The sequence below is a fragment of the Microlunatus soli genome (genome assembly GCF_900105385.1).
In the GTDB taxonomy this organism is placed as follows: Bacteria; Actinomycetota; Actinomycetes; order Propionibacteriales; family Propionibacteriaceae; genus Microlunatus; species Microlunatus soli.
Window position 1 is genome coordinate 4244032 of sequence record NZ_LT629772.1, and the last position, 23760, is coordinate 4267791.

18 protein-coding genes are annotated in these 23760 nt (G+C 67.8%); 14 read left to right on the forward strand and 4 right to left on the reverse strand.

Annotation, left to right across the window (positions count from 1 at the left end; translation table 11 throughout):
• The first annotated feature begins 3 nt into the window (after positions 1-3).
• The 12 genes from BLU38_RS19420 (at position 4) to metG (ending at position 15846) form a co-directional block, all read left to right on the forward strand.
• Positions 4-1269 (forward strand): phosphotransferase, encoded by a 1266-nt coding sequence (locus tag BLU38_RS19420; RefSeq protein ID WP_091527100.1) that lies wholly within the window; start codon positions 4-6, stop codon positions 1267-1269.
• A 275-nt stretch (positions 1270-1544) separates the two neighbouring features.
• On the forward strand, positions 1545-3116 hold the full coding sequence (locus BLU38_RS19425; protein ID WP_091527101.1) for an acyl-CoA mutase large subunit family protein: 1572 nt from the start codon (positions 1545-1547) through the stop codon (positions 3114-3116).
• A 20-nt stretch (positions 3117-3136) separates the two neighbouring features.
• Complete coding sequence (locus BLU38_RS19430; protein ID WP_231919937.1) at positions 3137-4372, forward strand: amidohydrolase; 1236 nt, start codon at positions 3137-3139, stop codon at positions 4370-4372.
• A gap of 210 nt (positions 4373-4582) precedes the next feature.
• On the forward strand, positions 4583-5701 hold the full coding sequence (locus tag BLU38_RS19435) for a BMP family lipoprotein (protein WP_157683911.1): 1119 nt from the start codon (positions 4583-4585) through the stop codon (positions 5699-5701).
• 19 nt (positions 5702-5720) lie between these two features.
• Complete coding sequence (locus BLU38_RS19440; RefSeq protein ID WP_091532791.1) at positions 5721-7310, forward strand: ABC transporter ATP-binding protein; 1590 nt, start codon at positions 5721-5723, stop codon at positions 7308-7310.
• A complete protein-coding gene (locus BLU38_RS19445) occupies positions 7307-8530 on the forward strand; it encodes an ABC transporter permease (protein ID WP_231919938.1) in 1224 nt (407 codons plus the stop codon). The genes BLU38_RS19440 and BLU38_RS19445 overlap by 4 nt, the downstream gene beginning before the upstream one ends.
• Complete coding sequence (locus BLU38_RS19450; RefSeq protein ID WP_091527102.1) at positions 8527-9816, forward strand: ABC transporter permease; 1290 nt, start codon at positions 8527-8529, stop codon at positions 9814-9816. Before BLU38_RS19445 ends, BLU38_RS19450 begins: the two co-directional genes overlap by 4 nt.
• 25 nt (positions 9817-9841) lie before the next feature.
• Positions 9842-10234, forward strand: a complete 393-nt coding sequence (locus tag BLU38_RS19455; RefSeq protein ID WP_197680243.1) for a cytidine deaminase — start codon at positions 9842-9844, stop codon at positions 10232-10234.
• A gap of 121 nt (positions 10235-10355) precedes the next feature.
• A complete protein-coding gene (locus tag BLU38_RS19460) occupies positions 10356-11237 on the forward strand; it encodes an endonuclease domain-containing protein (RefSeq protein WP_091527104.1) in 882 nt (293 codons plus the stop codon).
• A 65-nt stretch (positions 11238-11302) separates the two neighbouring features.
• Positions 11303-12391 (forward strand): adenosine deaminase, encoded by a 1089-nt coding sequence (locus BLU38_RS19465; protein WP_331715085.1) that lies wholly within the window; start codon positions 11303-11305, stop codon positions 12389-12391.
• A 71-nt stretch (positions 12392-12462) separates the two neighbouring features.
• Positions 12463-13935 (forward strand): cardiolipin synthase, encoded by a 1473-nt coding sequence (cls, locus tag BLU38_RS19470; RefSeq protein ID WP_091527106.1) that lies wholly within the window; start codon positions 12463-12465, stop codon positions 13933-13935.
• Positions 13936-14061: 126 nt separating this feature from the next.
• Positions 14062-15846 carry a methionine--tRNA ligase gene (metG, locus tag BLU38_RS19475; protein ID WP_091527107.1) on the forward strand — a complete coding sequence of 595 codons (1785 nt, stop codon included), beginning with the start codon at positions 14062-14064 and terminating at the stop codon, positions 15844-15846.
• Between the two features lie 80 nt (positions 15847-15926).
• Here the strand turns inward: metG and guaD are convergent, their stop codons facing one another.
• The 4 genes from guaD to BLU38_RS19495 are packed head-to-tail and all read right to left on the reverse strand — an operon-like array spanning position 15927 to position 21776.
• Complete coding sequence (gene guaD, locus BLU38_RS19480; protein WP_091527108.1) at positions 15927-17222, reverse strand: guanine deaminase; 1296 nt, start codon at positions 17220-17222, stop codon at positions 15927-15929.
• Positions 17219-18022 carry a xanthine dehydrogenase accessory protein XdhC gene (gene xdhC / locus BLU38_RS19485; protein WP_091532795.1) on the reverse strand — a complete coding sequence of 268 codons (804 nt, stop codon included), beginning with the start codon at positions 18020-18022 and terminating at the stop codon, positions 17219-17221. The genes guaD and xdhC overlap by 4 nt, the downstream gene beginning before the upstream one ends.
• Positions 18019-20346: a xanthine dehydrogenase molybdopterin binding subunit gene (gene xdhB / locus BLU38_RS19490; RefSeq protein ID WP_091527109.1), complete on the reverse strand. Its 2328-nt coding sequence runs from the start codon at positions 20344-20346 to the stop codon at positions 18019-18021. The genes xdhC and xdhB overlap by 4 nt, the downstream gene beginning before the upstream one ends.
• A complete protein-coding gene (locus BLU38_RS19495; protein WP_231919940.1) occupies positions 20343-21776 on the reverse strand; it encodes a xanthine dehydrogenase small subunit in 1434 nt (477 codons plus the stop codon). Before BLU38_RS19495 ends, xdhB begins: the two co-directional genes overlap by 4 nt.
• 195 nt (positions 21777-21971) lie before the next feature.
• Here BLU38_RS19495 and BLU38_RS19500 point away from each other — a divergent pair, with 195 nt between their 5' ends.
• Both BLU38_RS19500 and BLU38_RS19505 read left to right on the forward strand, forming a co-directional pair.
• Positions 21972-22484, forward strand: a complete 513-nt coding sequence (locus tag BLU38_RS19500; RefSeq protein ID WP_091527111.1) for a MarR family winged helix-turn-helix transcriptional regulator — start codon at positions 21972-21974, stop codon at positions 22482-22484.
• Entirely contained in the window at positions 22481-23752 is a 1272-nt protein-coding gene (locus BLU38_RS19505) for an MFS transporter (protein ID WP_269458123.1), read from the forward strand. Before BLU38_RS19500 ends, BLU38_RS19505 begins: the two co-directional genes overlap by 4 nt.
• Positions 23753-23760 lie beyond the last annotated feature (8 nt).

The window sequence follows — 23760 nt, forward strand, 5'->3', positions numbered from 1 at the left end:
AGCATGTCCGATCCTGTTCGAGCCGTTCCCGGTTCTGGTGACCGCGACGGTTCCGAACTGCTCACCTCGGCCGAGGCCGCCGAGGTGCTGGCGGCCGCGGTTCGGCACAGCGGCGGCACGCTGGTGTCCTGGCAGCTGGACCACGTGGACGCCAATCCGCAGCGCAGCACCACTGCCACCTATCACGCCGTGGTGGACTGGCCGTTCGGACGGCGGCAGGAGTTGATCGGCGCCAGCGCGCGGGCCGAGGGTCGCAGTCGCTCCGACGAACGGGCGGTGATCTTCGGTGACGGCTCGCGGGAGGTCGCGGTGTGGCTGTATCCCGACGACCCGGATCTGCCTGGTCTGCCGACCGCGGCGTATCCGGACCGGTTCGCGCGGTTGCTGACCGAACGCGGCACCTTGGGCCGGCGGGTGAGTGCCGACCAGGTCGAGTTGGAGATGATCGGCTATCGGCCGCGCCGCCGGGCGGTCGTCAAGGCAACGGTCGCCCGACCACCGACCGGTGGCAGTCCCGGCGCGGACGTGCTGTTCGTCAAGGTGCTGCGCGGGCAGAATTTCGGCGCCGTCCTGGACCGGCACCGGCTGCTGCTGCAGGCCGGTCTGCCGGCACCGCCGATCGCGGCGGCGACCGATGATCATCTGCTGGTGTTGGGCGAGCTGCCGGGCCGGCCGTTGGCAGTGGCGTTGTTCGACCGGGTGCCGCCGGTTGCGGCCGAGGATCTGATCGGACTGCTGGACGCGATGCCGCCGGCCGTGGCCACCCTGGAACGGCATCGGCCGTGGGCCGACGCGGTGCAGCAGTACGCGACGATGGTCGGCTCGGCGCTGCCGTCGGCGCAGCCGATGCTGAACGAGATGGTCGGGGCGATCCGGACCGGGCTGGCCGGGATCCCGGTCGGCGACGAGCCGACCCACGGCGACTTCTACGAGGCCCAGTTGTTCGTTCGGCAGGGTCGGATCAGCGGCATTCTGGACATCGACACGATCGGGCCCGGTCGCCGTGCGGATGATCTTGGTTGCCTGATCGCGCATCTGGCGACCGTGCAACGGATGAACCAGGACCAGGCGATGCGGGTGCAACATCTGATCACCGAGTGGCTGCCGGTCTTCGACCGCCGGGTTGATCCGGTCGAGCTCAGACTGCGGGCCGCAGCGATCGCGATCTCGTTGGCCACCGGTCCCTACCGCGGCCAGGAACCGGACTGGCAGGGCGAGACCTGGCAGATCCTCCGATCCGCCGAACAGCTCATCCGCAGCGTCTCGTGATCATCGCCGGAGCCGTTCAGGGACAGCGAAAACGCCCGATCTGCCCAACTGCCCGATGTGCTCGAACAGGGGTCCGCACGATACGATCGTCGACGTCTTGGTCAGGGCGTCTCGGTCAGGGCACCGTCGAACGCCGCCCTGTCCCGGATCCCAGAACACCGGCCAAACCCCCGAGGGCCGGTTGGGAAGGTCCGCGCATCCTCCGTGTTGTGCGGACTTTTCCATTTCCGGACACCGGTAGTGTGGCTGGCCGGACATCAGGTGAGGAGGAGCCCGTGAGCGAGACCGAGTCCGGTACGCCGTTCAAACACCTCTACCGAGCATCCGACATCGCCGGTGAGCCGGAACGGATCGGTGAGCCGGGCGAGTTCCCCTACACCCGCGGTGTCTACCCCGGGATGTACACCTCGCGGCCGTGGACGATGCGGCAGTACGCCGGTTTCGGCACCGCCAAGGAATCCAACCAGCGCTACCGCGAGTTGATCGACAACGGCACGATGGGTCTGTCGGTCGCCTTCGATCTGCCGACCCAGATGGGCTTCGACTCCGACGCACCACTGGCACACGGTGAGGTCGGCAAGGTCGGCGTGGCGATCGACAGCCTGGACGACATGCGGGTGCTGTTCGACCGGATCCCGTTGGGCGAGGTGTCCACCTCGATGACGATCAACGCACCGGCTGCGGTGTTGTTGCTGCTCTACCAGCTGGTCGCCGAGGAACAAGGTGTCGACCCGGCCCGGCTGACCGGCACCATCCAGAACGATGTGCTCAAGGAGTACATCGCCCGCGGCACCTACATCTTCCCGCCGGAGCCGAGTCTGCGGCTGGTCAGCGACACCTTCGGTTACTGCCGTTCCGAGCTGCCGAAGTGGAACACCATCTCGATCTCCGGCTATCACATGGCCGAGGCCGGCGCCCATCCCGCACAGGAGATCGCCTTCACCCTGGCCGACGGGATCGCCTACGTCGAAGCGGCGATCGCCGCCGGGCTGGCGGTGGACGACTTCGCGCCCCGGCTCTCGTTCTTCTTCGTCTCCCGTACCACATTGCTGGAGGAGGTGGCGAAGTTCCGGGCGGCCCGCCGGATCTGGGCGTCGGTGATGCGGGATCGCTTCGGAGCAAGGGATCCGAAGTCGATGATGCTGCGATTCCACACCCAGACCGCCGGTGTCCAGCTGACCGCGCAGCAGCCGGAGGTGAACATGGTCCGGGTCGCGGTGCAGGCGTTGGCGGCGGTCCTCGGCGGCACCCAGTCGCTGCACACCAACTCCTTCGACGAGGCGATCGCGTTGCCGACCCAGAAGGCGGCCCGGCTCGCGCTGCGGACCCAGCAGGTGATCGCCTACGAGTCCGACGTCACCAAGACCGTCGACCCGTTCGCCGGCTCGTACGTGATCGAATCGCTCACCGATGATCTTGAAGCCGAGGTGCTGCGGCTGATGCAGGCCGTCGACGAACGCGGCGGCGCGGTGGCCGCGATCGAGGAGAACTTCCAGAAGAGCGAGATCGAGCAGACCGCGTACGCCAACGCCCAGCAGATCGACTCCGGTGAACGGATCGTGGTCGGCGTGAACAAGTTCGGCCTGGACACCGAGGACGACTACGAGCCGTTGCGGGTCGATCCGCGGATCGAGCAGCAGCAGGTCGATCGGCTGGCCGCACTCCGTGCCCGTCGTGATCAGTCCGCGGTCGATTCGTCTCTTGATCAACTCCGGCAGGCGGCCCGCACCGAGGCCAACGTGCTGTATCCGATGAAGGAGGCTCTGCGCGCGCTGGCGACCGTCGGTGAGGTGTGCGACGTGCTGCGCGGCGTCTGGGGCAGTTACCAGCCGACCGACCGGTTCTGAGGACGTGTCAGACTGAGCAGGTGTCAACTGCTGCCGATCCGACCGCCATGATCAACTCCGAGGTGGCCGCGCTCGAAGCAGAGTTGATCGCCTTCCGGCGAGACCTGCACAGTCACCCCGAGCTCGGCTATGCCGAACACCGGACCACCGGCAAGATCATCGACGCGTTGTCCGCGGCCGGGCTGCAGCCACGACGGCTGCCGTCCGGCACCGGCGTGCTCTGCGACATCGTCCCCGGCGGTGACGACGGCGGAACCGATCGGCCGATGATCGGACTCCGGGCCGACATCGACGCGCTGCCGATCGCCGACGGCAAGGACGTGCCGTACCGGTCGGTGAACCCGGGCGTCTGTCACGCCTGCGGCCACGACGTGCACACCACGGTCCTGCTCGGCACCGGCCTGCTGTTCGCCCGCCGGCCGGACCTGCTGACCAAGGGCGTTCGGCTGATCTTCCAACCCGCCGAGGAGGCCAACCCCGGTGGCGCCCCGATGACCATCGAGGCCGGCGCCCTGGACGGCCTGGACGAGGTCTACGCGCTGCACTGCGATCCGCGCACCGAGGTCGGCCGGATCGCGTTGCGGACCGGGCCGATCACCTCCGCCACCGACCGGATCCTGGTCCGGCTCAGCGGCGCCGGCGGGCACACGTCGCGACCGCACCTGACCGTCGACCTGGTCGGCGCGCTGGCTCAGATCGCCGTCGAGGCGCCGATGCTGCTGTCCCGGCGGATCGATCCGCGTGGTGGCAGCTCGCTGGTCTGGGGACGGATCAACGCCGGAACAGCGGCCAATGCGATCCCCGAATTCGGCGAACTGGAGGGCACCGTCCGGTCGCTGCAGGTCAGCGGCTGGACCGACGCCCAACGGCAGTTGCCGAGCTTGATCGCCCAGATCGCCGAGCCGTTCGGCGCCACCGCCGACGTCACCGTCACACCCGGCGTGCCGCCGACGGTCAACCACGCCGACGGTGTCCGCCGGCTCACCGAAGCGGCCAGCGCGGTGCTCGGCCGCGATGCCGTCGGAGTGACCGAGCAGTCGCTCGGCGGTGAGGACTTCTCCTGGATGCTGCAGCAGGTGCCCGGCGCGATGGCCCGGCTCGGCGTCCGCCCCGCCGACGCCGACCCGGCCGAGGTCTTCGACATCCACCAGCCACGCTTCGATCCCGACGAACGAGCCATCAGCGCAGGGGTGTCGGTGTTCGGCCGGCTCTGCAGCGGCGACCTTCGCCCGGGGGCTCCGGACACCATCGCGTAACGAACGCGTGTCGGCGGTCGCCGACCCCACCGGGACTGCGACGAAGGACGCCGGATCGGGTTACAGTTCCGCTTGCCCGGAGGTAACACACCATGAAAAGTTGGTCCGGGAGTCGGTGCAGCCCGGAAGATCCCGGGGTCCTGAGGAGGATCAGTGAAGAAGTCCCTGTTTGTCGGCGGAGTGAACAGGTCGGTCGGCGCGAAGAGCGGAATGGCCGTGCTGGCCGCCGCGAGCGCGCTGGTCTTCGGACTGGCAGGCTGCGCGAAGCCGCCGGGCACCGAGCCGGGCTCGAACTCCAGTGCCGCGGCGTCGGGCGGCGCCTCCAGCGCGGCGGGCGGCGAGGCCTCCTCGTTCAAGGCCTGCATGGTGTCGGACTCCGGCGGCTTCGACGACAAGTCCTTCAACCAGACCTCGTACAAGGGCATGACCGACGCCAAGAAGAAGCTCGGCATCGAGACCGCCCAGGTCGAGTCGCACTCCGACGCCGACTACGCCAAGAACGTGCAGTCGATGGTGAGCGCGAAGTGTTCGATCATCGTTGGTGTCGGGTTCAAACTGAGTGACGCGATCCTGGCGTCGGCCAAGGCCAACCCGGACATCGACTTCGCCATCGTCGATGACAACCGGCCCGACTTCGCCGCAGCCAAGAACCTCAAGCCGCTGGTGTTCAACACCGCCGAATCCTCCTTCATGGGCGGTTACCTGGCGGCGTCGATGACCAAGACCGGCAAGGTCGGCACCTTCGGTGGGGCCAAGATCCCGACCGTGACGATCTTCATGGACGGGTTCGCCCAAGGTGTGGACTACTACAACAAGCAGAAGGGCAAGAAGGTCCAGGTGCTGGGCTGGAACGCCGCCAAGCAGGACGGTCAGTTCGTGCCCGGCGAGGACGGCTTCGACAACATCTCCGGTGGCAAGCAGGTGGCCACCAACCTGATCAGCCAGGGTGCCGACATCGTGCTGCCGGTGGCCGGGCCGTCCGGTGAGGGCGCGTTGCAGGCGGCCAAGGCCAGTGGCGGCAAGGTGAACACGATCTGGGTCGACACCGACGGTTGTGTCAGTGCCGCCAACTACTGCTCGAACATCATCAGCAGCGTCTACAAGGCGATGGACCTGGCGGTGCAGAACGCGATCGTCGCGTCGCACGACAAGAAGTTCAGCCAGGAACCGTACCTGGGCACGCTGGAGGACGACGGCACCGGGCTGGCGCCGTTCCACCAGTTCGACGGCAAGGTGTCGGCCGACACCAAGTCCGAGCTGGACACGATCAAGGGCGACATCATCTCGGGCAAGATCAAGATCACGTCGAAGTCCCAGCCGGAGTCCTGACCGACGGGTGACGAAACTGATGTCCGATCCCGCAACCGACCCGGTCGGTCTGGAACTGCGCGGAGTCACCAAGCGGTTCGGCAGCCTGGTCGCGAACGACGCCGTCGACCTGGCTGTCCGACCCGGTGAGATCCACTGTCTGCTGGGCGAGAACGGTGCCGGCAAGTCCACCCTGATGAACATCCTGTACGGGCTGCTGCAGCCCGACGAGGGTGAGATCGTGGTGGACGGGGTGCCGCGTCAGTTCGCCGGCCCGAAGCAGGCGATCGAGGCCGGCATCGGGATGGTGCATCAGCACTTCATGCTGGTCGACGTGTTCTCCGTCGCGGAGAACATGATCTTGGGCCGGGAGACCTCCCGCGGCGGTTTCCTCAACCTGGCAAGGGCTCGGCGCCGGGTCCGCGAGCTTTCCGAACGCTACGGCCTGCGGGTCGACCCGGACGCCAAGGTGGAGGATCTGCCGGTCGGGGTGCAGCAGCGGGTGGAGATCCTGAAGGCCCTGGCCAACGACGCGGAGTATCTGATCTTCGACGAGCCGACCGCCGTATTGACGCCGCAGGAGATCGACGAGCTGATCGCGGTGATGCGGGCGCTGCGGGACGAGGGCAAGGCGATCGTCTTCATCACCCACAAGCTGCGGGAGGTGAAGGCGATCGCGGACAAGATCACCGTGATCCGGCGTGGCGCGGTGGTCGGTCAGGCCGACCCATCCGACAGCGAGGCCAAACTGGCCGAGATGATGGTCGGCCACGAGGTCAGCCTGCTGGTGTCCAAGGAACAGAGGGAGGTCGGCGACGTCCGGCTCCGGCTGGAGGGACTGACCGTCGCCGCGCCGAACGGTTCGGTCGTCGTCGATGATCTCGACCTGGAGGTCGCCGGCGGAGAGATCGTCTGCATCGCCGGTGTGCAAGGTAACGGGCAGTCCGAGCTGGCCGAGGCACTGGTCGGCACCGAGCCGATCAGCCGTGGCCGGGCCTATCTGGACGACCGGCCGCTGAACCGGTTGCCGACCAGCAGACGGATCGAGCTCGGCCTCGGCTACGTGCCGGAGGACCGGCAGCACGACGGCTTCGTCGGCAGCTACTCGGTGGCGGAGAACCTGGTGCTGAACAGCTACCACAGTGCGCCGTACGCCCGCGGCCTGGCGCTGCAGTCGCAGGTGATCGCCGACAGCGCCCGGGAACGTACGGCCGAGTTCGACATCAGGACCCAGTCCATCGACACCCCGGTGTCGTCGCTGTCCGGCGGCAACCAGCAGAAGGTCGTGCTGGCCCGGGAGATGTCCCGACCGCTGGCGGTGTTGATCGCCAGCCAGCCGACCCGCGGGGTCGACGTGGGCGCGATCGAGTTCCTGCATCAGCGACTGGTGGAGGAGCGGGACCGGGGGACTGCGGTGGTGATCATCTCCACAGAACTCGACGAGGTCGCCGCGCTGGCCGACCGGGTGGCTGTGATGTATCGCGGCAAGATCGTCGGCATCGTGCCACCGAACACCTCCCGCGAGGTGCTCGGCCTGATGATGGCCGGGGTATCGGCAGACGAGGCACGGCAGAGCGCCGAGACGTTGACCATCGAACAGAGCGGTGAGTCCGAAGGAGTGGTCACGTGACGCAGCCGGATCGGGACGGCAGCGCCGAGCTCCCGAAGCGGACCGGGCGCGGTCGATTCAACTGGTGGCGGCGGCTGCCCTGGGCCGACATCTGGACCACCATCGCAGCGTTCGTGCTGGCGCTGCTGATCGGCGCGATCCTGATGATCGTCTCCGACCCGGACGTGATGGCGAAGTTCAGCTACTTCTTCGGCCGTCCGGGCGACGCGCTGCAAGCGTCGGCGGACAAGGTCGGAGGAGCCTACTTCGCCTTGTTGAAGGGCGCTTTCGGTGGTTGGCAGGCGATCACCGAATCGACCTCGCAGGCGGCGCCGTTGATCCTGGCCGGGCTCGGCGTCGCGCTGGCCTTCCGGACCGGCTTGATCAACATCGGTGCCCAGGGTCAGGCGATCTGGGGCGCGGTGTTCGCGGCCTACATCGGCTTCGCGCTGCACCTGCCGCCCGGGCTGCACCTGATCCTGGCCATCCTCGCCGGGGTGTTGGCCGGTGGCATCTGGGGCGGCATCGTCGGCTTCCTGAAGGCTCGGACGGGTGCGCACGAGGTGATCGTGACGATCATGCTCAACTACGTCGCTTCCGGGATGCTGGCCTACTTGCTGACCACGACGGCCTTCCGACGGCCGGGACGGGCCGACCCGATCTCTCCGGTCGTGGACTGGAACGCCACCTTCCCGCGACTGGCCGGTTCCCAACTCCATCTGGGATTCGTGATCGCGCTGCTGGCGGCGGTGGCGGTCTGGTGGATCCTGGAGAAGTCCACCATCGGCTTCGCACTGAAGGCCGTCGGCAGCAACCCGAACGCCGCCGCGACCGCCGGGATGAGCGTCAGTTGGTCGACGGTGATCGCGATGACGCTGGCCGGTGCGTTGGCCGGTCTTGCGGGTGTCGACGCCGCCCTGTCACCCAGCGTCAGCGGCACGCCGGTGCCGCTGTCGGCCGGCATCGTCGGCACCGTCGGCTTCGACGCGGTGACCGTCGCCCTGCTCGGCCGGTCCCGGCCGGTCGGTGTGGTGCTCGCCGGGCTGCTGTTCGGCGCGCTGCACACCGGCGGGCTGGCGATGCAGAGCCAGGCCCAGACCCCGCTCACCCTGACCACCGTGCTGCAGGCGTTGATCGTGCTGTTCGTCGCGGCACCGGCGCTGGTCGGCCGGCTGCTTCCGTTCCTCCGCGAACGCCGGTTGCGGACCGGCGTCCCGACCTCGACAGGATCGCTGTCATGACCGCTCCCGCACCCGAGACGACCCGGGTGGAGACCAGCGTCGAGCTCGAACCTGCTGCCGTCCGGCGCCAGCGGCTGACCACCGGTGCGCTGATCGCCCTGGTCGCGGTGCTGCTCTTCGCGCTGACCTTCAGCACCAGCGGCAGTGCACGGTTCGCGCTGTCCGACGCCTTCGCCGCGGTCCAGTTGCCGACGGTGGCCGTCCCGGGACCGGCCACGGTGATCATCTGCACGATCCTCTGCCTGGCGGCCGCGGTCGGCTTCTTCTCCGGCCGGTTGCCCCGCCGCTGGGAAGGCGTGGCCGGCGCCGTCGGCGGCGTCGCCTTCGTGCTCGGCTTCCTGACCTGGGCCGCAGCGGGCCGGGACCTGCCGTTCCCGGTGTCGAACCAGTTCGCCGGCAGCCTGGAACTCGCCACTCCGTTGGTGCTCGGCGCGCTGGCCGGTGTGCTGTGTGAGCGGGCCGGCGTGATCAACGTCGCGATCGAGGGCCAGTTCCTGACCGCCGCGCTGGCCGCCGTGGTGGTCGGATCGGTCACCCAGTCGATTCCCGCCGCGCTGATCGCCGCAATCGTCGCCGGCGTGGCGATGGCCGCGCTGCTGGCCGTGTTCTCGATCAAGTACCTGGTCAACCAGGTGGTGCTCGGTGTCGTCCTCAACCTGCTCGCGACCGGTGTCACCGGCTTCGTCTTCGATCAGTTGGTGAAGCCGCAGAACGCCACCCTGAACAGCGCGCCGGTGTTCCAGGCGATCGCGATCCCGGGGCTGTCCAAGATTCCGTTCCTGGGCCCGATCCTGTTCAATCAAAGCATCCTGGCCTATCTGGCCGGGATCAGTGTGCTGCTGGTCTGGATCCTGCTCTACAAGACGACCTGGGGGCTGCGGGTCCGTGCGGTCGGCGAACATCCCAAGGCCGCCGACACCGTGGGCATCGGGGTGATCGGGATCCGCTGGTCGGCCGTCCTGGCCGGCGGCGTCTTCGCCGGACTCGGCGGGGCGTTCTTCACCCTCGGCGCCACCGGCTCCTTCTCCAAGGAACTCACCGTCGGCAACGGCTTCGTCGCGCTGGCGGCGGTGATCATGGGCCGCTGGCATCCGGGCTGGGCGGCGATCATGGCGCTCTTGTTCGGTTTCGTCACCCAGATGTCGTCCCAGCTGCAGACCCTCAGCACACCGGTGCCGAGTCAGTTCCTGCTGATCCTGCCCTACGTCGCGACCGTGATCGCGGTGGCCGGTCTGATCGGTCGGGTCCGAGCGCCGGCCGCCGACGGTCAACCGTACGAGAAGTAGGAGAGCCCGGATGACTGACGGTGCCGTGACGATCGACTGGGACGCGCTGCGCACGGCGGCTCATCAGGTGAGCCGGCGGGCCTACGTGCCCTACTCGCACTTCCCGGTCGGCGTGGCCGGCCTGGTCGACGACGGCCGGCTGCTGGTCGGCTGCAACGTCGAGAACGCCGGCTACGGCGTGACCCTCTGCGCCGAATGCGGGCTGGTCTCATCGCTGCACGCCACCGGCGGCGGCCGCCTGGTCGCCGTCGCCTGCGTGGATCGTGCGGGTGCGCCGCTGATGCCCTGCGGCCGCTGCCGCCAACTGCTCTGGGAGAACGGCGGCCCGGACTGCCTGCTCGCCACCCCGTCCGGCATCAAACCGATGACCGAGGTGCTCCCCGACGCCTTCGACGCCACCGACCTGCGCGACCGCTGATTATGCAGCATCACTGACACCCACCCCGCCGGAAACGGGGGAGGTTGTCCACAGCGCTGGTGCGTTCTCGGCGCTGTCCACAGCTCGAACAGGTGGTGAGCAATCTTCCCAGTGTGAAGGTGTGAACGCAGACATCGAGGAAGCGATCCGCGCCGGTGGCGGAGTGGTCCGTCGACGAGACCATCCACAACTGATCCATCAGCTCGACCGGCTGCGCGGCAGCGGCCGACTCGTCAGCCTGCTCCCCGGCCACTTGTGTCGGCCGGAGCAGGAGAAGGATTGGAATGTTCGGGTGCTGGCAGGTCTGTCCTGGGCCGGTCCCGACGCCTCCCTGACACGCTATGCGGCGGCGCGACTGACCTTCTGGCCGGAGTGCATCAATGATCAGATCAGCCTCGTCCGGCCAGGCGGGTGCCCGCGACCCCAGAAGAACTGGCCGGTCATGCGTGCCCGCGTTCCGCCGGAATTCCTGGCTCGGGCCGGTGGGGTGCCGAAAACCTGCCCGGCCTACACGGCCGTCGAGCTCATCCCCGACGTCGGCGGCGACGTCATCGACCGCGCGCTCCGATCGCGGATGGCGTCACTGCAGGAGATGTGGGACGCGTTCGCAACCATGCCCCAACGAGCCGGGAACAACGAGCGACGGCGGCTGCTGCAGGATTCGCGGGACAGGCCGTGGTCGGAGCTGGAGCGTGCTGGTCACCGACTGTTCCGCAAACACCACCTCACCGGCTGGACGACCAACAGCCCAGTATCGACCCGGACGCGGAGTTGGTCTGTCGATGTGTTGTTTCGACGGCAGCGGGTGATCGTGGAGTTCGACGGCTACGACTTCCACAGCGATCACGACGCGTTCGAGCTCGACCGCCGCCGACGCAACGAGTTGGAGCTCGCGGGCTACCTCGTGCTCAATTTCACCTGGGCGCACGTGCGGGATGATCCTGCATGGGTCATCGGGTGGATCCGGCTGGCGCTCGAAGCGCGAAGAACGCAGCAGCACTGAGGCCTACCCGGGCGACAGGCGGCCGGCACCGTCAAGTGCTGTCGCGTTCTTCGCGGTTGCGTAGGATCACTGACGTGGCTATCGCGACCGAGATCCTCCGGCAGGCACCGAAAGTCCTCCTTCATGATCATCTGGATGGCGGGCTGCGGCCGCAGACGATCGTCGAGCTGGCCGCGGAGGTCGGGCACCAGCTGCCGGCCGCCGACGCGGAGTCGCTGCGGCACTGGTTCGCCGAGTCGGCCGATTCCGGTTCACTGGTGCGTTATCTGGAGACCTTCGATCACACCACCGCGGTGATGCAGACACCGTCAGCACTGCGCCGGGTGGCGGCGGAGATGGTGCTCGATCTGGCTGCCGACGGCGTGGTCTACGTCGAGTCGCGGTGGGCGCCGGAGCAGCATCTGCGGGCCGGGCTGACGCTGGACGAAGCCGTGGACGCGGTCACCGAAGGTTTGGCCGACGGGATGGCCGAGGCGGCCGACGACGGGCACCCGATCATTGCGCGGCAGCTGTTGATCGCGATGCGGCATGCATCCAGCGCCACCGAGATCGCCGAACTCGCCGTCCGGCATCGCAAGGACGGCGTCGCCGGCTTCGACATCGCCGGTGCCGAGGCCGGCTACCCACCCACCCGTCAGCTGGCTGCCTTCGACCACATCAAGCGGAACAACGGCTACATCACCATCCACGCCGGCGAGGCGTTCGGGCTGCCCTCGATCTGGGAGGCGGTGCAGCTGTGCGGCGCCAACCGTCTCGGCCACGGCGTCCGGCTGATCGACGACATCGAGGTGACCGCCGACGGTGCCACGGTCGGTGATCTGGCCGGCTACATCCGCAACCTGCGGGTCCCGTTGGAGATGTGCCCGTCGTCCAACGTGCAGACCGGTGCCGCTCGGTCGGTGGCCGAGCACCCGATCGGCACCCTGGCCAGACTCGGCTTCCGGGTCACGGTGAACACCGACAACCGGCTGATGAGCGACACCACGATGACCAAGGAGTTCGCGGCGCTGGCGGCGGCCTTCGACTACGACCTGGACTACGTGAGATGGCTCACCATCAACGCCGCGAAGAGCGCGTTCTACCCCCATCCCGATCGGCTCCGATTGATCGAGGACGTGATCAAGCCCGGGTATGCCGCGCTCGGGGCAGGGTGACCGTGAGACGATGACCGCCGGTGGTGGTCGGGGAGATTCCACCGTCGAGATGATCGTGGAGGGGTAACGGCGTGACGGCCGACAGTGTGTTGAACATCGGCGGGCTGGTCATCGCGATCATCCTGTTGATCAACATCGTGGTCGCGATCATCACCCTGTTCCTGGAACGCCGCGACTCGGCATCACTGTGGGCCTGGATCCTCGTCCTCACCCTGATCCCGGTGATCGGCTTCGTGTTGTATCTGTTCATCGGACGCCGGATCTCACATCGTCGGATCTTCAAGCTGCTGGACGGTTCCGAGGTGGGGATGCGCCCGCAGGGACCGCGACAACGGGCCCAGATCGCCCGCGATCGATTCGAATTCGCCAACGAGGTGACCCGCCGCAACATCGAGCTGATCACCCTGCTGATGAACGACGACATCGCCTCCCTCAGCGACGACAACGCCGTGCAGGTCTACCAGAACGGGCCGGACAAGTTCAGCGACCTGATCAGTGACATCCGGGCCGCCACCGATCACATCCACATCCTCTACTACATCTTCCGGCCGGACGCGATCGGGCAGCGGGTGCTGGACGCCCTGGTCGAACGCGCCGAGGCCGGCGTCACCGTACGGCTCTGCTTCGATGCCTACGGCGGACGCAAGACCAGGGGGCGGGCCGTCAAACGGCTGCTCGCCGCCGGCGGCGAGGTCTACTCCTTCTTCCCCAACAACTTCGGGCCGATCAACTTCCGGGTCAATTTCCGCACTCACCGCAAGATCGCCGTGATCGACGGCCGGGTCGGCTATGTCGGCGGCTACAACGTGGGCGACGAGTACGTGATGCCGACCAAGCGGTTCGGCCCGTGGCGCGACACCCATCTGCGGATCGAGGGCAGCGCGGTCGATTCGCTGCAGACCAGGTTCCTGATGGACTGGAACGTGGCCGCACCGGAGAGTCGGCGGGTCGGCCACGAGCCGCGCTACTTCCCGGCCCGGACCGAGCCGGCCGGCAGCGTGGCGATGCAGATCGTCTCCAGCGGTCCGGACTCGGACTGGGAATGGATCAAGTACGGCTATCTGAAGGCGATCAGTGAGGCGAACACCTCGATCAAGATCCAGACGCCGTACTTCATGCCGGACGCCGCGATGTTCGACGCGCTGAAGATCGCGGCACTGTCCGGCGTCGAGGTGCACCTGATGATCCCGGACAAGCCGGACCATCCGCTGGTCTATCCGGCGACCCTTTCCTACGCCGACGAGCTGGCCGCCCTCGGCGCCCACGTGCACATCTACGCGGGCGGCTTCCTGCACGCCAAGACGTTGCTGATCGACGACGAACTGGCCTCGGTCGGCACCGCCAACTTCGACCACCGCAGCTTCCGGCTGAACTTCGAGGTGAACGCCTTCATCTACGACGCCGAACTCGGCCGTACGCTGGCCGGGATCTACGCCGAGGACCTGCTGAAGTGCCGCGACTTCCACCATGATCAGCTCTATCGCCGCCCGCTGGTCGGGCGGATCAAGGAAGGCGCCAGCCGGCTCATCACGCCGTTGCTTTGAGGCGGGGGGCGACCCCCGCACCCCCGGGCCGGTCACCCCGGTCGCCAAAACGGTGCTTTGAGGCGGATGGACAGCGTGGTCGCCTCCTCGGTTCGGCTCGGTTCGGCTGGCGGTTAGGGTGAACCCATGAGTTCTCGTGTGTTGACGTCGGTGGCCTGGCCCTATGCCAACGGGCCGCGGCATATCGGTCACGTCTCGGGTTTCGGGGTCCCCTCCGACGTCTTCTCCCGCTACATGAGGATGTCCGGCCATGACGTGCTGATGGTTTCCGGGACCGACGAGCACGGGACGCCGATCTCGGTCCAGGCCGAGGCCGAGGGGATGACCGCGCGCGAGTTGGCCGACAAGTACAACGGCGTGATCACCAAAGATCTGCAGGGACTGGGGCTGTCCTACGACCTGTTCACCCGAACCACCACCCGCAATCACTATCGTGTGGTGCAGGACCTGTTCACCGCGCTGTTCAAGAACGGCTACGTGGTGCCGAAGAAGGCGATGGGTGCGATCAGCCCGTCCACCGGTCGGACCCTGCCGGACCGCTACATCGAGGGCACCTGTCCGATCTGCGGCTACGACAGCGCCCGCGGCGACCAGTGCGACAACTGCGGCAACCAGCTCGACCCGATCGATCTGATCAACCCGCGCTCCAAGATCAACGGCGAGACGCCGAAGTTCGTCGAGACCGAGCACTTCTTCCTCGACCTGCCGTCGTTGGCCGGTGCGATGGAGAAGTGGCTGGGCACCAAGACCGAGTGGCGGCCCAACGTGCTGCGGTTCTCGCACAACCTGCTGGCCGACCTCAAGCCGCGGGCGATCACCCGTGATCTGGACTGGGGTGTGCCGGTGCCGTTGGACGGTTGGCGTGACCAGCCGATGAAGCGGATCTACGTCTGGTTCGACGCCGTGATCGGCTACCTGTCGGCATCGATCGAATGGGCACAGCGGATCGGTGACCCGGACGCCTGGAAGCAGTGGTGGCTGGATCCCGACGCCAAGGGCTACTACTTCATGGGCAAGGACAACATCGTCTTCCATTCGGTGATCTGGCCGGCGATCCTGCTCGGCCAGAACGGCGAAGGTGATCTCGGTGGCCAGGTTGGACCGTTCGGCAAGCTGAACCTGCCCGACGAAGTGGTGTCGAGTGAGTTCCTGACCATGAGCGGATCGAAATTCTCCACCAGTCGCGGACAGGTGATCTACGTCGGCGACTTCCTGCGCGATTTCGGACCGGACGCGCTGCGCTACTTCATCGCCGTCGCGGGCCCGGAGAACCAGGACACCGACTTCACCTGGTCGGAGTTCGTCCGGCGCACCAACTTCGAGTTGGCCAACGAGTGGGGCAATCTGGTCAACCGTTCGGTGTCGATGGCGCACAAGCAGGTCGGTGCGGTGCCGGAGGCGAACGACCAGCGTGATGTTGATCATGAACTGCTGAGCCTGTCCCGGAACGCCTTCTCCCGGGTCGGCAAGCTGCTGCAGCGCAGTCGGTTCAAGCAAGCGATGGGTGAGGCGATGAAGGTGGTCTCGGCCGCCAACGCCTACATCAGCAACACCGAACCGTGGAAGCTGAAGGATCAGCCCGAACGTCGGGACACCGTGCTGCACACCGCTCTGCAGGTGGTCTCCGATGCCAACACCCTGCTGACCCCGTTCCTGCCGCACGCCGCCCAGAAGGTGCACGAGGCGATCGGCCGGGACGGCGTCTGGGCCGCACAGCCCGAGATCCGTACGGTCAGCGAGGCCGACGGCCCGGACTATCCGGTGCTGATGGGGGACTACGCCGGCGAGCAGGCTCGCTGGGAGTCGACGCCGATCACCCCGGGCACCCCGCTGACCAAGCCGACCCCGTTGTTTCCCAAGCTGGACGAAAGCCTGGGCGAGACCGGACCGGACTGGGCCAAGCTCGACTGAAGGCCGCTGAGCTTGTCGAAGGGCGGAAACCGGTCCTTCGACGGGGCTCAGGACCCTGTGCTGCGGTCCCTTCGACGGGGTCAGGATCCGGTGATCGGGTGGACGAGGGTTCCGCCGATCCAGACACCGGCGATGTCGGCGGGGGTGCCGAGGGCAAAGATCCTGGCCAGCGCGTCATGATCATCGCGCGCATGCCGGAGGCCGACGGCGAGCGGCTGACCGGCGGGCGGCCGCAACCAGACGGCATCGAACTGCTTGCCGACCGACAGGTCACCGACCTGGTCGGCCAGGCCGAGGGCATCGGCCCCGGCGGCGGTGGCCAGGTGTAACAGGTGCGCCGATCCGAGCGGCAGCCCGTCGGGGCGGAGCCGCTGGGTGAAGTAGGCCTGCAGCGCCTCCTTGAACAACGAGAAGCCGGTGCCACCTCCGACGTCGGTGCCGAGCGCGACCCGGACACCATGATCACGATGCCGGCGCCAGGGGAACGAACCGCTGGCCAGCGACGCGTTCGAGGTGGGGCAGTGGGCGATCACCGTCCGCGTCGCGGCCAGCCGATCCAGCTCACGATCGGTGGGATGGACGTTGTGTGCGAGCACAGTCCTCCCGCCGAGGAGTCCGGCTCGGTCATAGCAGTCGAGATAGTCCCGTGCCGCACCGAACAGCTTGGCGACCGCGGCGATCTCGTCGACGTTCTCGTTCAGGTGCGAGGTGCACCAGACCCCGTCATCCTCCTTGATCAACTGGGTCGCGGCTTCCAACATCGACTCGCCGGCGGAGTAGGCGAACCGCGGGGTGACGGCGTAGCGCAGCCGTCCGACACCGTGCCACCGTTCGATCAACGCCGAGGCGTCGGCGTAGCACCGTTCGGGCGTTGTCAGCAGCGGCTCGGGCAGGTGGCGGTCGCTGGTCACCAGGCCGGCCGTCATCCGCAGCCCGCGCCGGGCAGCGGCGGCGAACAGGATGTCGGTCGCCGCAGCGAAATGGGAGCCGAAGACCAGCGCACTGGTGGTCCCGCTGCCGATCAGACCGGTGAGGAACTCCTCGGCGACCTCGCTGGCATAGCCGTCGGCGCCGAGCCGCACCTCCTCGGGCAGGATGTCCTCCTCCAGCCAGGACAGCAACGGTTTGCCGAGCTGACCGATCACCCGCACCTGCGGATAGTGCACATGGGTGTCGACCAGGCCTGGCAGCAACACGCCGTCGGTCAGCGTCACCACCTCGACCTCACGGTGCCGCGCCCGCAGACCGGTGAAGTCACCGCGCTCGATGATCTTGCCGTCCTCGACCAGCAGCCCACCGTCGGTCTCGACCCGCAGCTCCCCACCGTCGAACGGATCCCGCGGGGTGTCGAAGATCCGCGCGCGGTAGATGATCATGAAGTGGTCTCCTGCTGCTGGGTCTGCAGCAGCAGCTCCGCCGCGACACTGACCGCGATCATCGCCGGGGACTTGCCGGGCAGTTCGGTCAGTCCGATCGGGCACCGGATCGTCTCGACCAGAGCCGGCGGATGGCCGTCGGCGATCAACGCCGACCTGATCCGTGACCACTTGGCCACCGATCCGATCATCCCGATCGAGGCCAGGTCGGTGCGCCGTAGCGCCGCATCGCACAGATGCGCGTCCTCGGCATGATCATGGGTCATGATCAACACGTGACTGTCGGCCGGCAGCTCGGACAGCACCTGTTCACCCAGCAGCCGCTGGCGGGCGTGGATCGTCGCCTCGGCCGGCTGCAGCATGTCGAGTTGATCAAGCTGTTCCGGCCGGGAGTCGGTCAGATACAGGTCGCAGTCCTGCCGGGACAGGATTCTGGCCAGCTCGATCCCGACATGTCCGAGCCCGAAGATCGCGATCGCCAACGGGACCGGCAGCGGTTCGAGCAGGATGGTCACCTCACCTCCACAACACTGCCGGCCGTGCTCGGTGCGGACCTTGTCGTTCAAGCGCAGCCCGAGCAGTTCCGGGGTGGCTGCTCGGTCACGGATCAGTTCCCGGGCCCGGACGACGGCGGTCTGTTCCAGATTGCCGCCTCCGATGGTGCCGCGGACGTCGTCGGCGGTGACCAGCATCTTGGCACCGGCCTCCCGCGGTGCGTGTCCGCGGCGGGCGATCTGCGTGACCAGGACAGCCGGTTGGCGGCGTTCCCTGGCCTTGGCGACGTCGGACAGCCAGGTCATGATCGGCACCGCTCGATCGCCCAGTACACCTGTTCCGGGGTGGCCGGTGAGGCGAGTTCGACCGGCCGATCCGGCGGACCGAAGGCGGCGACCGCCTGCCGCAGCGCCTCTCGTACCGAGAAGGCCAGCATCAGCGGCGGCTCACCCACCGCCTTGGAACCGTAGACCGCGCCGTCCTCGTGGGCGTTGTCCAGCAGGCTGACGTTGAAGATCGGCGGTAGTTCGGAAAAGCTCGGCAGCTTGTAGGTGCTGGCGGCCCGCGTCGTGAGCCGGCCGCGGTCCGGGCCGTTGCCGGTGTCCCAGCGCAGGTCCTCGATGGTCAGCCAGCCGACGCCCTGGACGAAGCCGCCCTCGATCTGGCCGAGATCGACCAGCGGCGACAGTGAGTCGCCGACGTCGTGCACGATGTCCACCCGGCGCAATCGATAGGAGCCGTCGAACCGACTGACCTCGACCTCGGAGGCGGCCACACCGTAGGCGAAATACTTGAACGGTTCGCCCTGCATCACCGACGCATCCCAGTGCAGCCCCTCGGTCCGGTAGAAGCCGGCCGCCGACAGCTGGACCCGTTGCCGGTAGGCGGCGCCGACCAGCTCGGACCAGGCCAGCTGCCGCTCGGCGCCGGCCGCGGTGACGATGCCGTGGTCGAAGCGGACCTCATCGGCAGGCACATCGAGCAGCGGCGCAGCGACCGCGGCCAGCCGGTCGATGATCTGCCGACAGGCGTTCTGGACCGCGGCGCCGTTCAGGTCGGAGCCGGAGCTGGCGGCGGTGGCCGAGGTGTTCGGCACCTTGTCGGTCCGGGTCGGTGCCAGCCGTACGGCGTCCAGCGGCACCCCGAGCGCGGTCGCGGCGACCTGCAACATCTTGGTGTGCAGCCCCTGACCCATTTCGGTGCCGCCGTGGTTGATCAACACCGAACCGTCCTTGTAGACGATCACCAGTGCACCGGCCTGGTTGAAGGCCGTCAGGTTGAACGAGATGCCGAACTTCACCGGTGTCATCGCCAGCCCGCGTTTGCGCTGATCATGATCGGCGTTGAAGGCGGCGATCTCGGACTCCCGGCGTTCGACCTCGGCGATGTCGGTGAGTTGCTGCCAGGCCGTCGACAGTCGCTCGGCATGCCGGACCTGCTGCCCGTACGGGGTCGGCTGGCCCGGCCGGTAGAAGTTGCGGCGACGGAGCTCGCGAGCGCTGATCCGCAGCCGGGGTGCGATCCGACCGAGGATGTCCTCGATCACCAACATCCCTTGTGGGCCACCGAATCCGCGGAACGCGGTCTGCGAGGTCTTGTGACACTTGGCGATCCGGCCGCGGATCACGATGTTCGGGATCCAGTAGGCGTTGTCGACATGACACATCGCCCGAGCCAGCACCGGCTCGGACAGGTCGAGGCTCCAGCCGCCGTCGGCGGTCAGTGTGACGTCCAGTGCCACGATCCGGCCGTCCTCGTCGAAACCGGCCCGCCAGGCGGCGTGGAACCCGTGCCGCTTGCCGGTGATGGTGATGTCCAGATGGCGCGGCAACCGGATCCGGGTCGGGCGGCCGGTGAGCGTGGCTCCGAGCGCGGCCACCGCGGCGAAGCCGTGCGGCTGCATCTCCTTGCCGCCGAACCCGCCGCCCATCCGCAGGCACTGGACGGTGACCCGGTGGGCAGACAGTCCCAGCACGTGGGCGACGATGTCCTGGGTCTCCGTCGGATGCTGGGTGCTGGCCTGGACGAAGACCTGGCCGCCGTCGTCGATCATGGCCAGTGCGGCCTGGGTCTCCAGATAGAAGTGCTCCTGACCGGCGCACTCGGTCACCCCGTCGATCACCTGCGCCGCCGAGTCGAAGCCGATGCCGAGGTCGCCGCGAGACATCGTCGGCCGATCCCCGTGGAAGCTCTCCGCCGTGATCGCGTCGGCCACGGTGACCAATGCCGGCAACGGTTCGTAGTCGACCTGCACCGCGGCGGCCCCGAGCCGAGCCGACTCGAGGGTCTCGCCGAGCACCCAACAGACCGGCTGGCCGTGATACATCACCTCGTCGGTCGGGAACAGCGGCTCGTCGTGCTTGCTGCCGGAATCGTTGATCCCGGGCACATCGGCTGCGGTGAGCACCCGGACCACGCCGGGCACTGCGGTGGCCGGCGCCGTCCGCAGCCCGATGATCCGGGCGTGCGCGTGCGACGACTGGACCGGATATCCGTGCAACGGGTGCGGCGTGGCGTTGATCAGATCGTCGGTGTAGAGCGCGGTGCCGGTGACGTGCAGGGCAGCGCTCTCGTGCGGGATCGGGGTGCCGACGACGGCGTCGGCGGGCCGTTGGGCCACGGTGGTCATCGCGCCGCCTCCGCGGAATGCTCGTGCCACAGGCGATGCAGTGCAGTGCCCAGCATCGCCCTGCGGTAGCGGGCGCTGGCCCGATGATCATCCAGCGGACTGCCTTCGCTGCCGAGCATCTCCGCGGCCTCGGTGATGGTGGACGGCGCCCACGGCCGTCCCCGCAGGACGTCCTCGGTCGCGGTCGCCCGCAACGGGGTGGCGGCCACGCCGCCGAGACCGATCCGGGCGTCGGCGATGATGCCGTCGGTGATCATGAACGCGGAGCCGATCGCGACACTGGAGATGTCGTCGAAGCGGCGCTTGGCGATCTTGTGGAACGCGGTCAGCCCGGGCATCGGGAGCGGGATCCGGACCGCCGTGATCAACTCGTCCGGGTGGCGCACCGACGTCCGATAGCCGGTGAAGTATTCGGCCAGTCGGACCGCGCGTTCGCCGTCGGTCGAGGCGAGCAGCAGGGTCGCGTCCAGCGCGAGCAGGGCCGGCGCCGCATCGCCGATCGGTGACCCGGTGCCGAGATTGCCGCCGAGGGTCGCGGTGTTGCGGACCAGCCGCGAGGCGAACTGCCCAAACAGCTGATCCAGCAGCGGGATGCGGCTGGCCAGCGAGCGTTCCAGCTCGGAGAGGGTGAGTGCCGCACCGAGCCGTACGTGATCGGTCGTCCAGTCGATCCGGCGGAGCTCCTCGAGCCGGTCGATCGCGACCACCGACGCGGCCCGCCGGCCCCGCAGGTTCACCTCGACACCCCAGTCGGTCGAGCCGGCGACCGGCACAGTGTCCGGCTCGTCGTGCAGGATCTGCAATGTCTCGGCGAGATCGTGCGGCCGACGGAACCGACCGTACGGGCCGGTCAGATCGGTGGCTGCCGGTCCCGCCGCCGGCCGCCGCTGCCGGTTGCCGATCAGGTCGTCGGCCGGCGGTACACCGAGGGCGTAGGCGGCGTCGCGGATCGGTCGATAACCGGTGCAGCGACACAGGTTGCCCGACAGCGCGTGCAGGTCGAAGCCGTTCGGGCCGTGCTCTGGGTCGGTCGCTGCATCGGCGGCGATCCGATCGGGGCGGTAGTACTCCGCCGCCATGCTGCAGACGAAGCCGGGCGTGCAGTAGCCGCATTGGGACCCGCCGCGGACGGCCAGTTCGCGCTGCACCGGGTGGAGATCGTCGACCGTGCCGAGACCTTCGGCGGTGATCACTTCCTGGCCGTCGAGGGCGGCAGCAGGCAGCAGGCAGGCGTTGACCGCGGTCCAGCGGCTCCGATCTCCGTCCGGTCGCGCCACCAGCACGGCACACGCTCCGCACTCGCCCTCCGCGCACCCTTCCTTGCACCCGGTCCACCCGCAACCGCGGAGGAAGTCCAGCGCATGTTGGTGTGCCGGGCCGTCGAGTGACCGCAATTCGCCGTTGACCACGACCCGCGCGATCGAGTCCACCGTTGCCACACCTCCCGAACCAACGGCCGAGCAGTCGTGGTGCCACCGCTCGTCGTCGGATGGCCGGGCATGGTTCGGACCGTTCGTCGACGGCCGGTTATCCATGCGAACGACCGCCGACGAAACCGATTCTAGTGTTGCGGGGTCGACGCTTGCATTGCTTAGAAAGGCTATGTAATATTCCATAGTGTGACGATGCAATCGACGGTGGACCCGGGCGACCGGCAAGCGGCAGCCGCCGAACCCGGCGAGCTGCTGTTGGCCTGTGCCCGGTTCACCCGGACCGCGTCCCGGCTCAATCGCACGGCCGATCCGTCGGCGATCTGGCGAGCTATGGCAACGCTGGAGGAGGCCGGTCCGTTACGGGTCAGCGAGTTCGCCGAACTCGACCACTGTTCCCAGCCCACCGCGACCGCGATGATCAAGCGTCTGGAGACCGACGGGCTCGCCGCTCGGGTCGCCGATCCGGCCGACGGGCGGGCCTGGCTGGTCAATCTCACCGACAGCGGCCGCCGGCGCTTGGCCGCGACCCGTGGTCGGACCGCCCGGCTGATCCACGACCGGCTGGGTGAACAGTCACCGGTGGACCCCGACGAACTGCGGTCCGCGATCGCCGTCATCAACAGATTGACCAGCAGCCTGAGCGGACCGCGTGATCCGCGGGATGCCGACAGCAGGACCGTCCACGAGGAGGACATCAGCGCGTGAGTGCACCAGCAAAGTCGTCGGCCCAACCGTCGATTCTCCATCAGAGCAAGGCCGTCTGGGCTGTCGCGTTCGCCTCTGTGATCGCCTTCATGGGCATCGGACTGGTCGATCCGATCCTGCCCGCCATCAGCTCGGAACTGAACGCAACACCCTCCCAGGCGATGCTGCTGTTCACCAGCTATCTGATCATCACCGGGCTGGCGATGTTCTTCACCAGCTTCGTCTCCAGTCGGATCGGCGCGAAGAAGACGCTGCTGATCGGATTGGTACTGATCGTGATCTTCGCCGCGCTGGCCGGATCATCCAGCACCGTCGACATGATCATCGGCTTCCGTGCCGGCTGGGGATTGGGCAACGCGCTGTTCATCTCCACCGCGCTGGCCACCATCGTCGGCGCCGCCAGCGGTGGTGTCGATCGAGCGATCATCCTGTACGAGAGCGCGCTCGGTGTCGGCATCGCGATCGGTCCGCTGGTCGGCGGTCTGCTCGGCACCATCAGCTGGCGCGGACCGTTCTTCGGCACCGCGGTGCTGATGGCGATCGGCCTGATCGCGATCCTGGTGTTGCTCGGCAAGACGACGCAGAACGTGCCCCGGATCAGCATCGGCGCACCACTGGCGGCACTGCGGAACAAGGCGCTGCTCACCCTCGGACTGGTCGCACTGTTCTACAACTTCGGCTTCTTCACCCTGCTGGCCTACAGCCCGTTCCCACTCGATGATGCGGCCAAGCAACTGTGGGGTCCGGAGGCCTTCGGAGCCATCCAGCTCGGTCTGGTGTTCTTCGGCTGGGGGATCTGCCTGGCCTTCACCTCGGTCTTCGTCGCTCAACGGCTGGCCCACGGCATCGGCCGCCGGAACAGCATCTACCTGGCGATGGGCTGCCTGGCGATCATCGAGCTGGTGATGGCCTTCGGTGTGCACACCTTCGCCGTGGTGACCATCTGCGTGATCGTCGGTGGCCTCTTCCTGGGCGTGATGAACACGGTGATGACCGAGGCGGTGATGGAGGCCACCGATCTGCCACGGGCGGTCGCATCGTCCACCTACAGCGGGATTCGGTTCCTCGGCGGCGCCGTCGCCCCGGCCGTCGCCGGGCCGATTTCCACTCACCTCGGTGCGGGGATCCCGTTCGTCTTCGGCGCCGGCGCGTTCGCGGTCGGTCTGATCGTGCTCACCATCGGCCGGAAGGCGATTGCGCACATTGACCGGGAAGAGGATCTGGGTGCCGAGGACGAGGCGGAGATCCTGACCGCAGCGGACTCCTGATCCTGCTG

Coding starts and splice junctions, on each gene's coding strand:
- BLU38_RS19420 (WP_091527100.1), top strand. CDS start 4: ATGTCCGATCCTGTTCGAGCCGTTCCCGGTTCTGGTGACCGCGACGGT.
- BLU38_RS19435 (WP_157683911.1), top strand. CDS start 4,583: ATGGCCGTGCTGGCCGCCGCGAGCGCGCTGGTCTTCGGACTGGCAGGC.
- BLU38_RS19440 (WP_091532791.1), top strand. CDS start 5,721: ATGTCCGATCCCGCAACCGACCCGGTCGGTCTGGAACTGCGCGGAGTC.
- BLU38_RS19450 (WP_091527102.1), top strand. CDS start 8,527: ATGACCGCTCCCGCACCCGAGACGACCCGGGTGGAGACCAGCGTCGAG.
- metG (WP_091527107.1), top strand. CDS start 14,062: ATGAGTTCTCGTGTGTTGACGTCGGTGGCCTGGCCCTATGCCAACGGG.
- guaD (WP_091527108.1), bottom strand. CDS start 17,222: ATGATCATCTACCGCGCGCGGATCTTCGACACCCCGCGGGATCCGTTC.
- xdhC (WP_091532795.1), bottom strand. CDS start 18,022: ATGACCTGGCTGTCCGACGTCGCCAAGGCCAGGGAACGCCGCCAACCG.
- xdhB (WP_091527109.1), bottom strand. CDS start 20,346: ATGACCACCGTGGCCCAACGGCCCGCCGACGCCGTCGTCGGCACCCCG.
- BLU38_RS19500 (WP_091527111.1), top strand. CDS start 21,972: ATGCAATCGACGGTGGACCCGGGCGACCGGCAAGCGGCAGCCGCCGAA.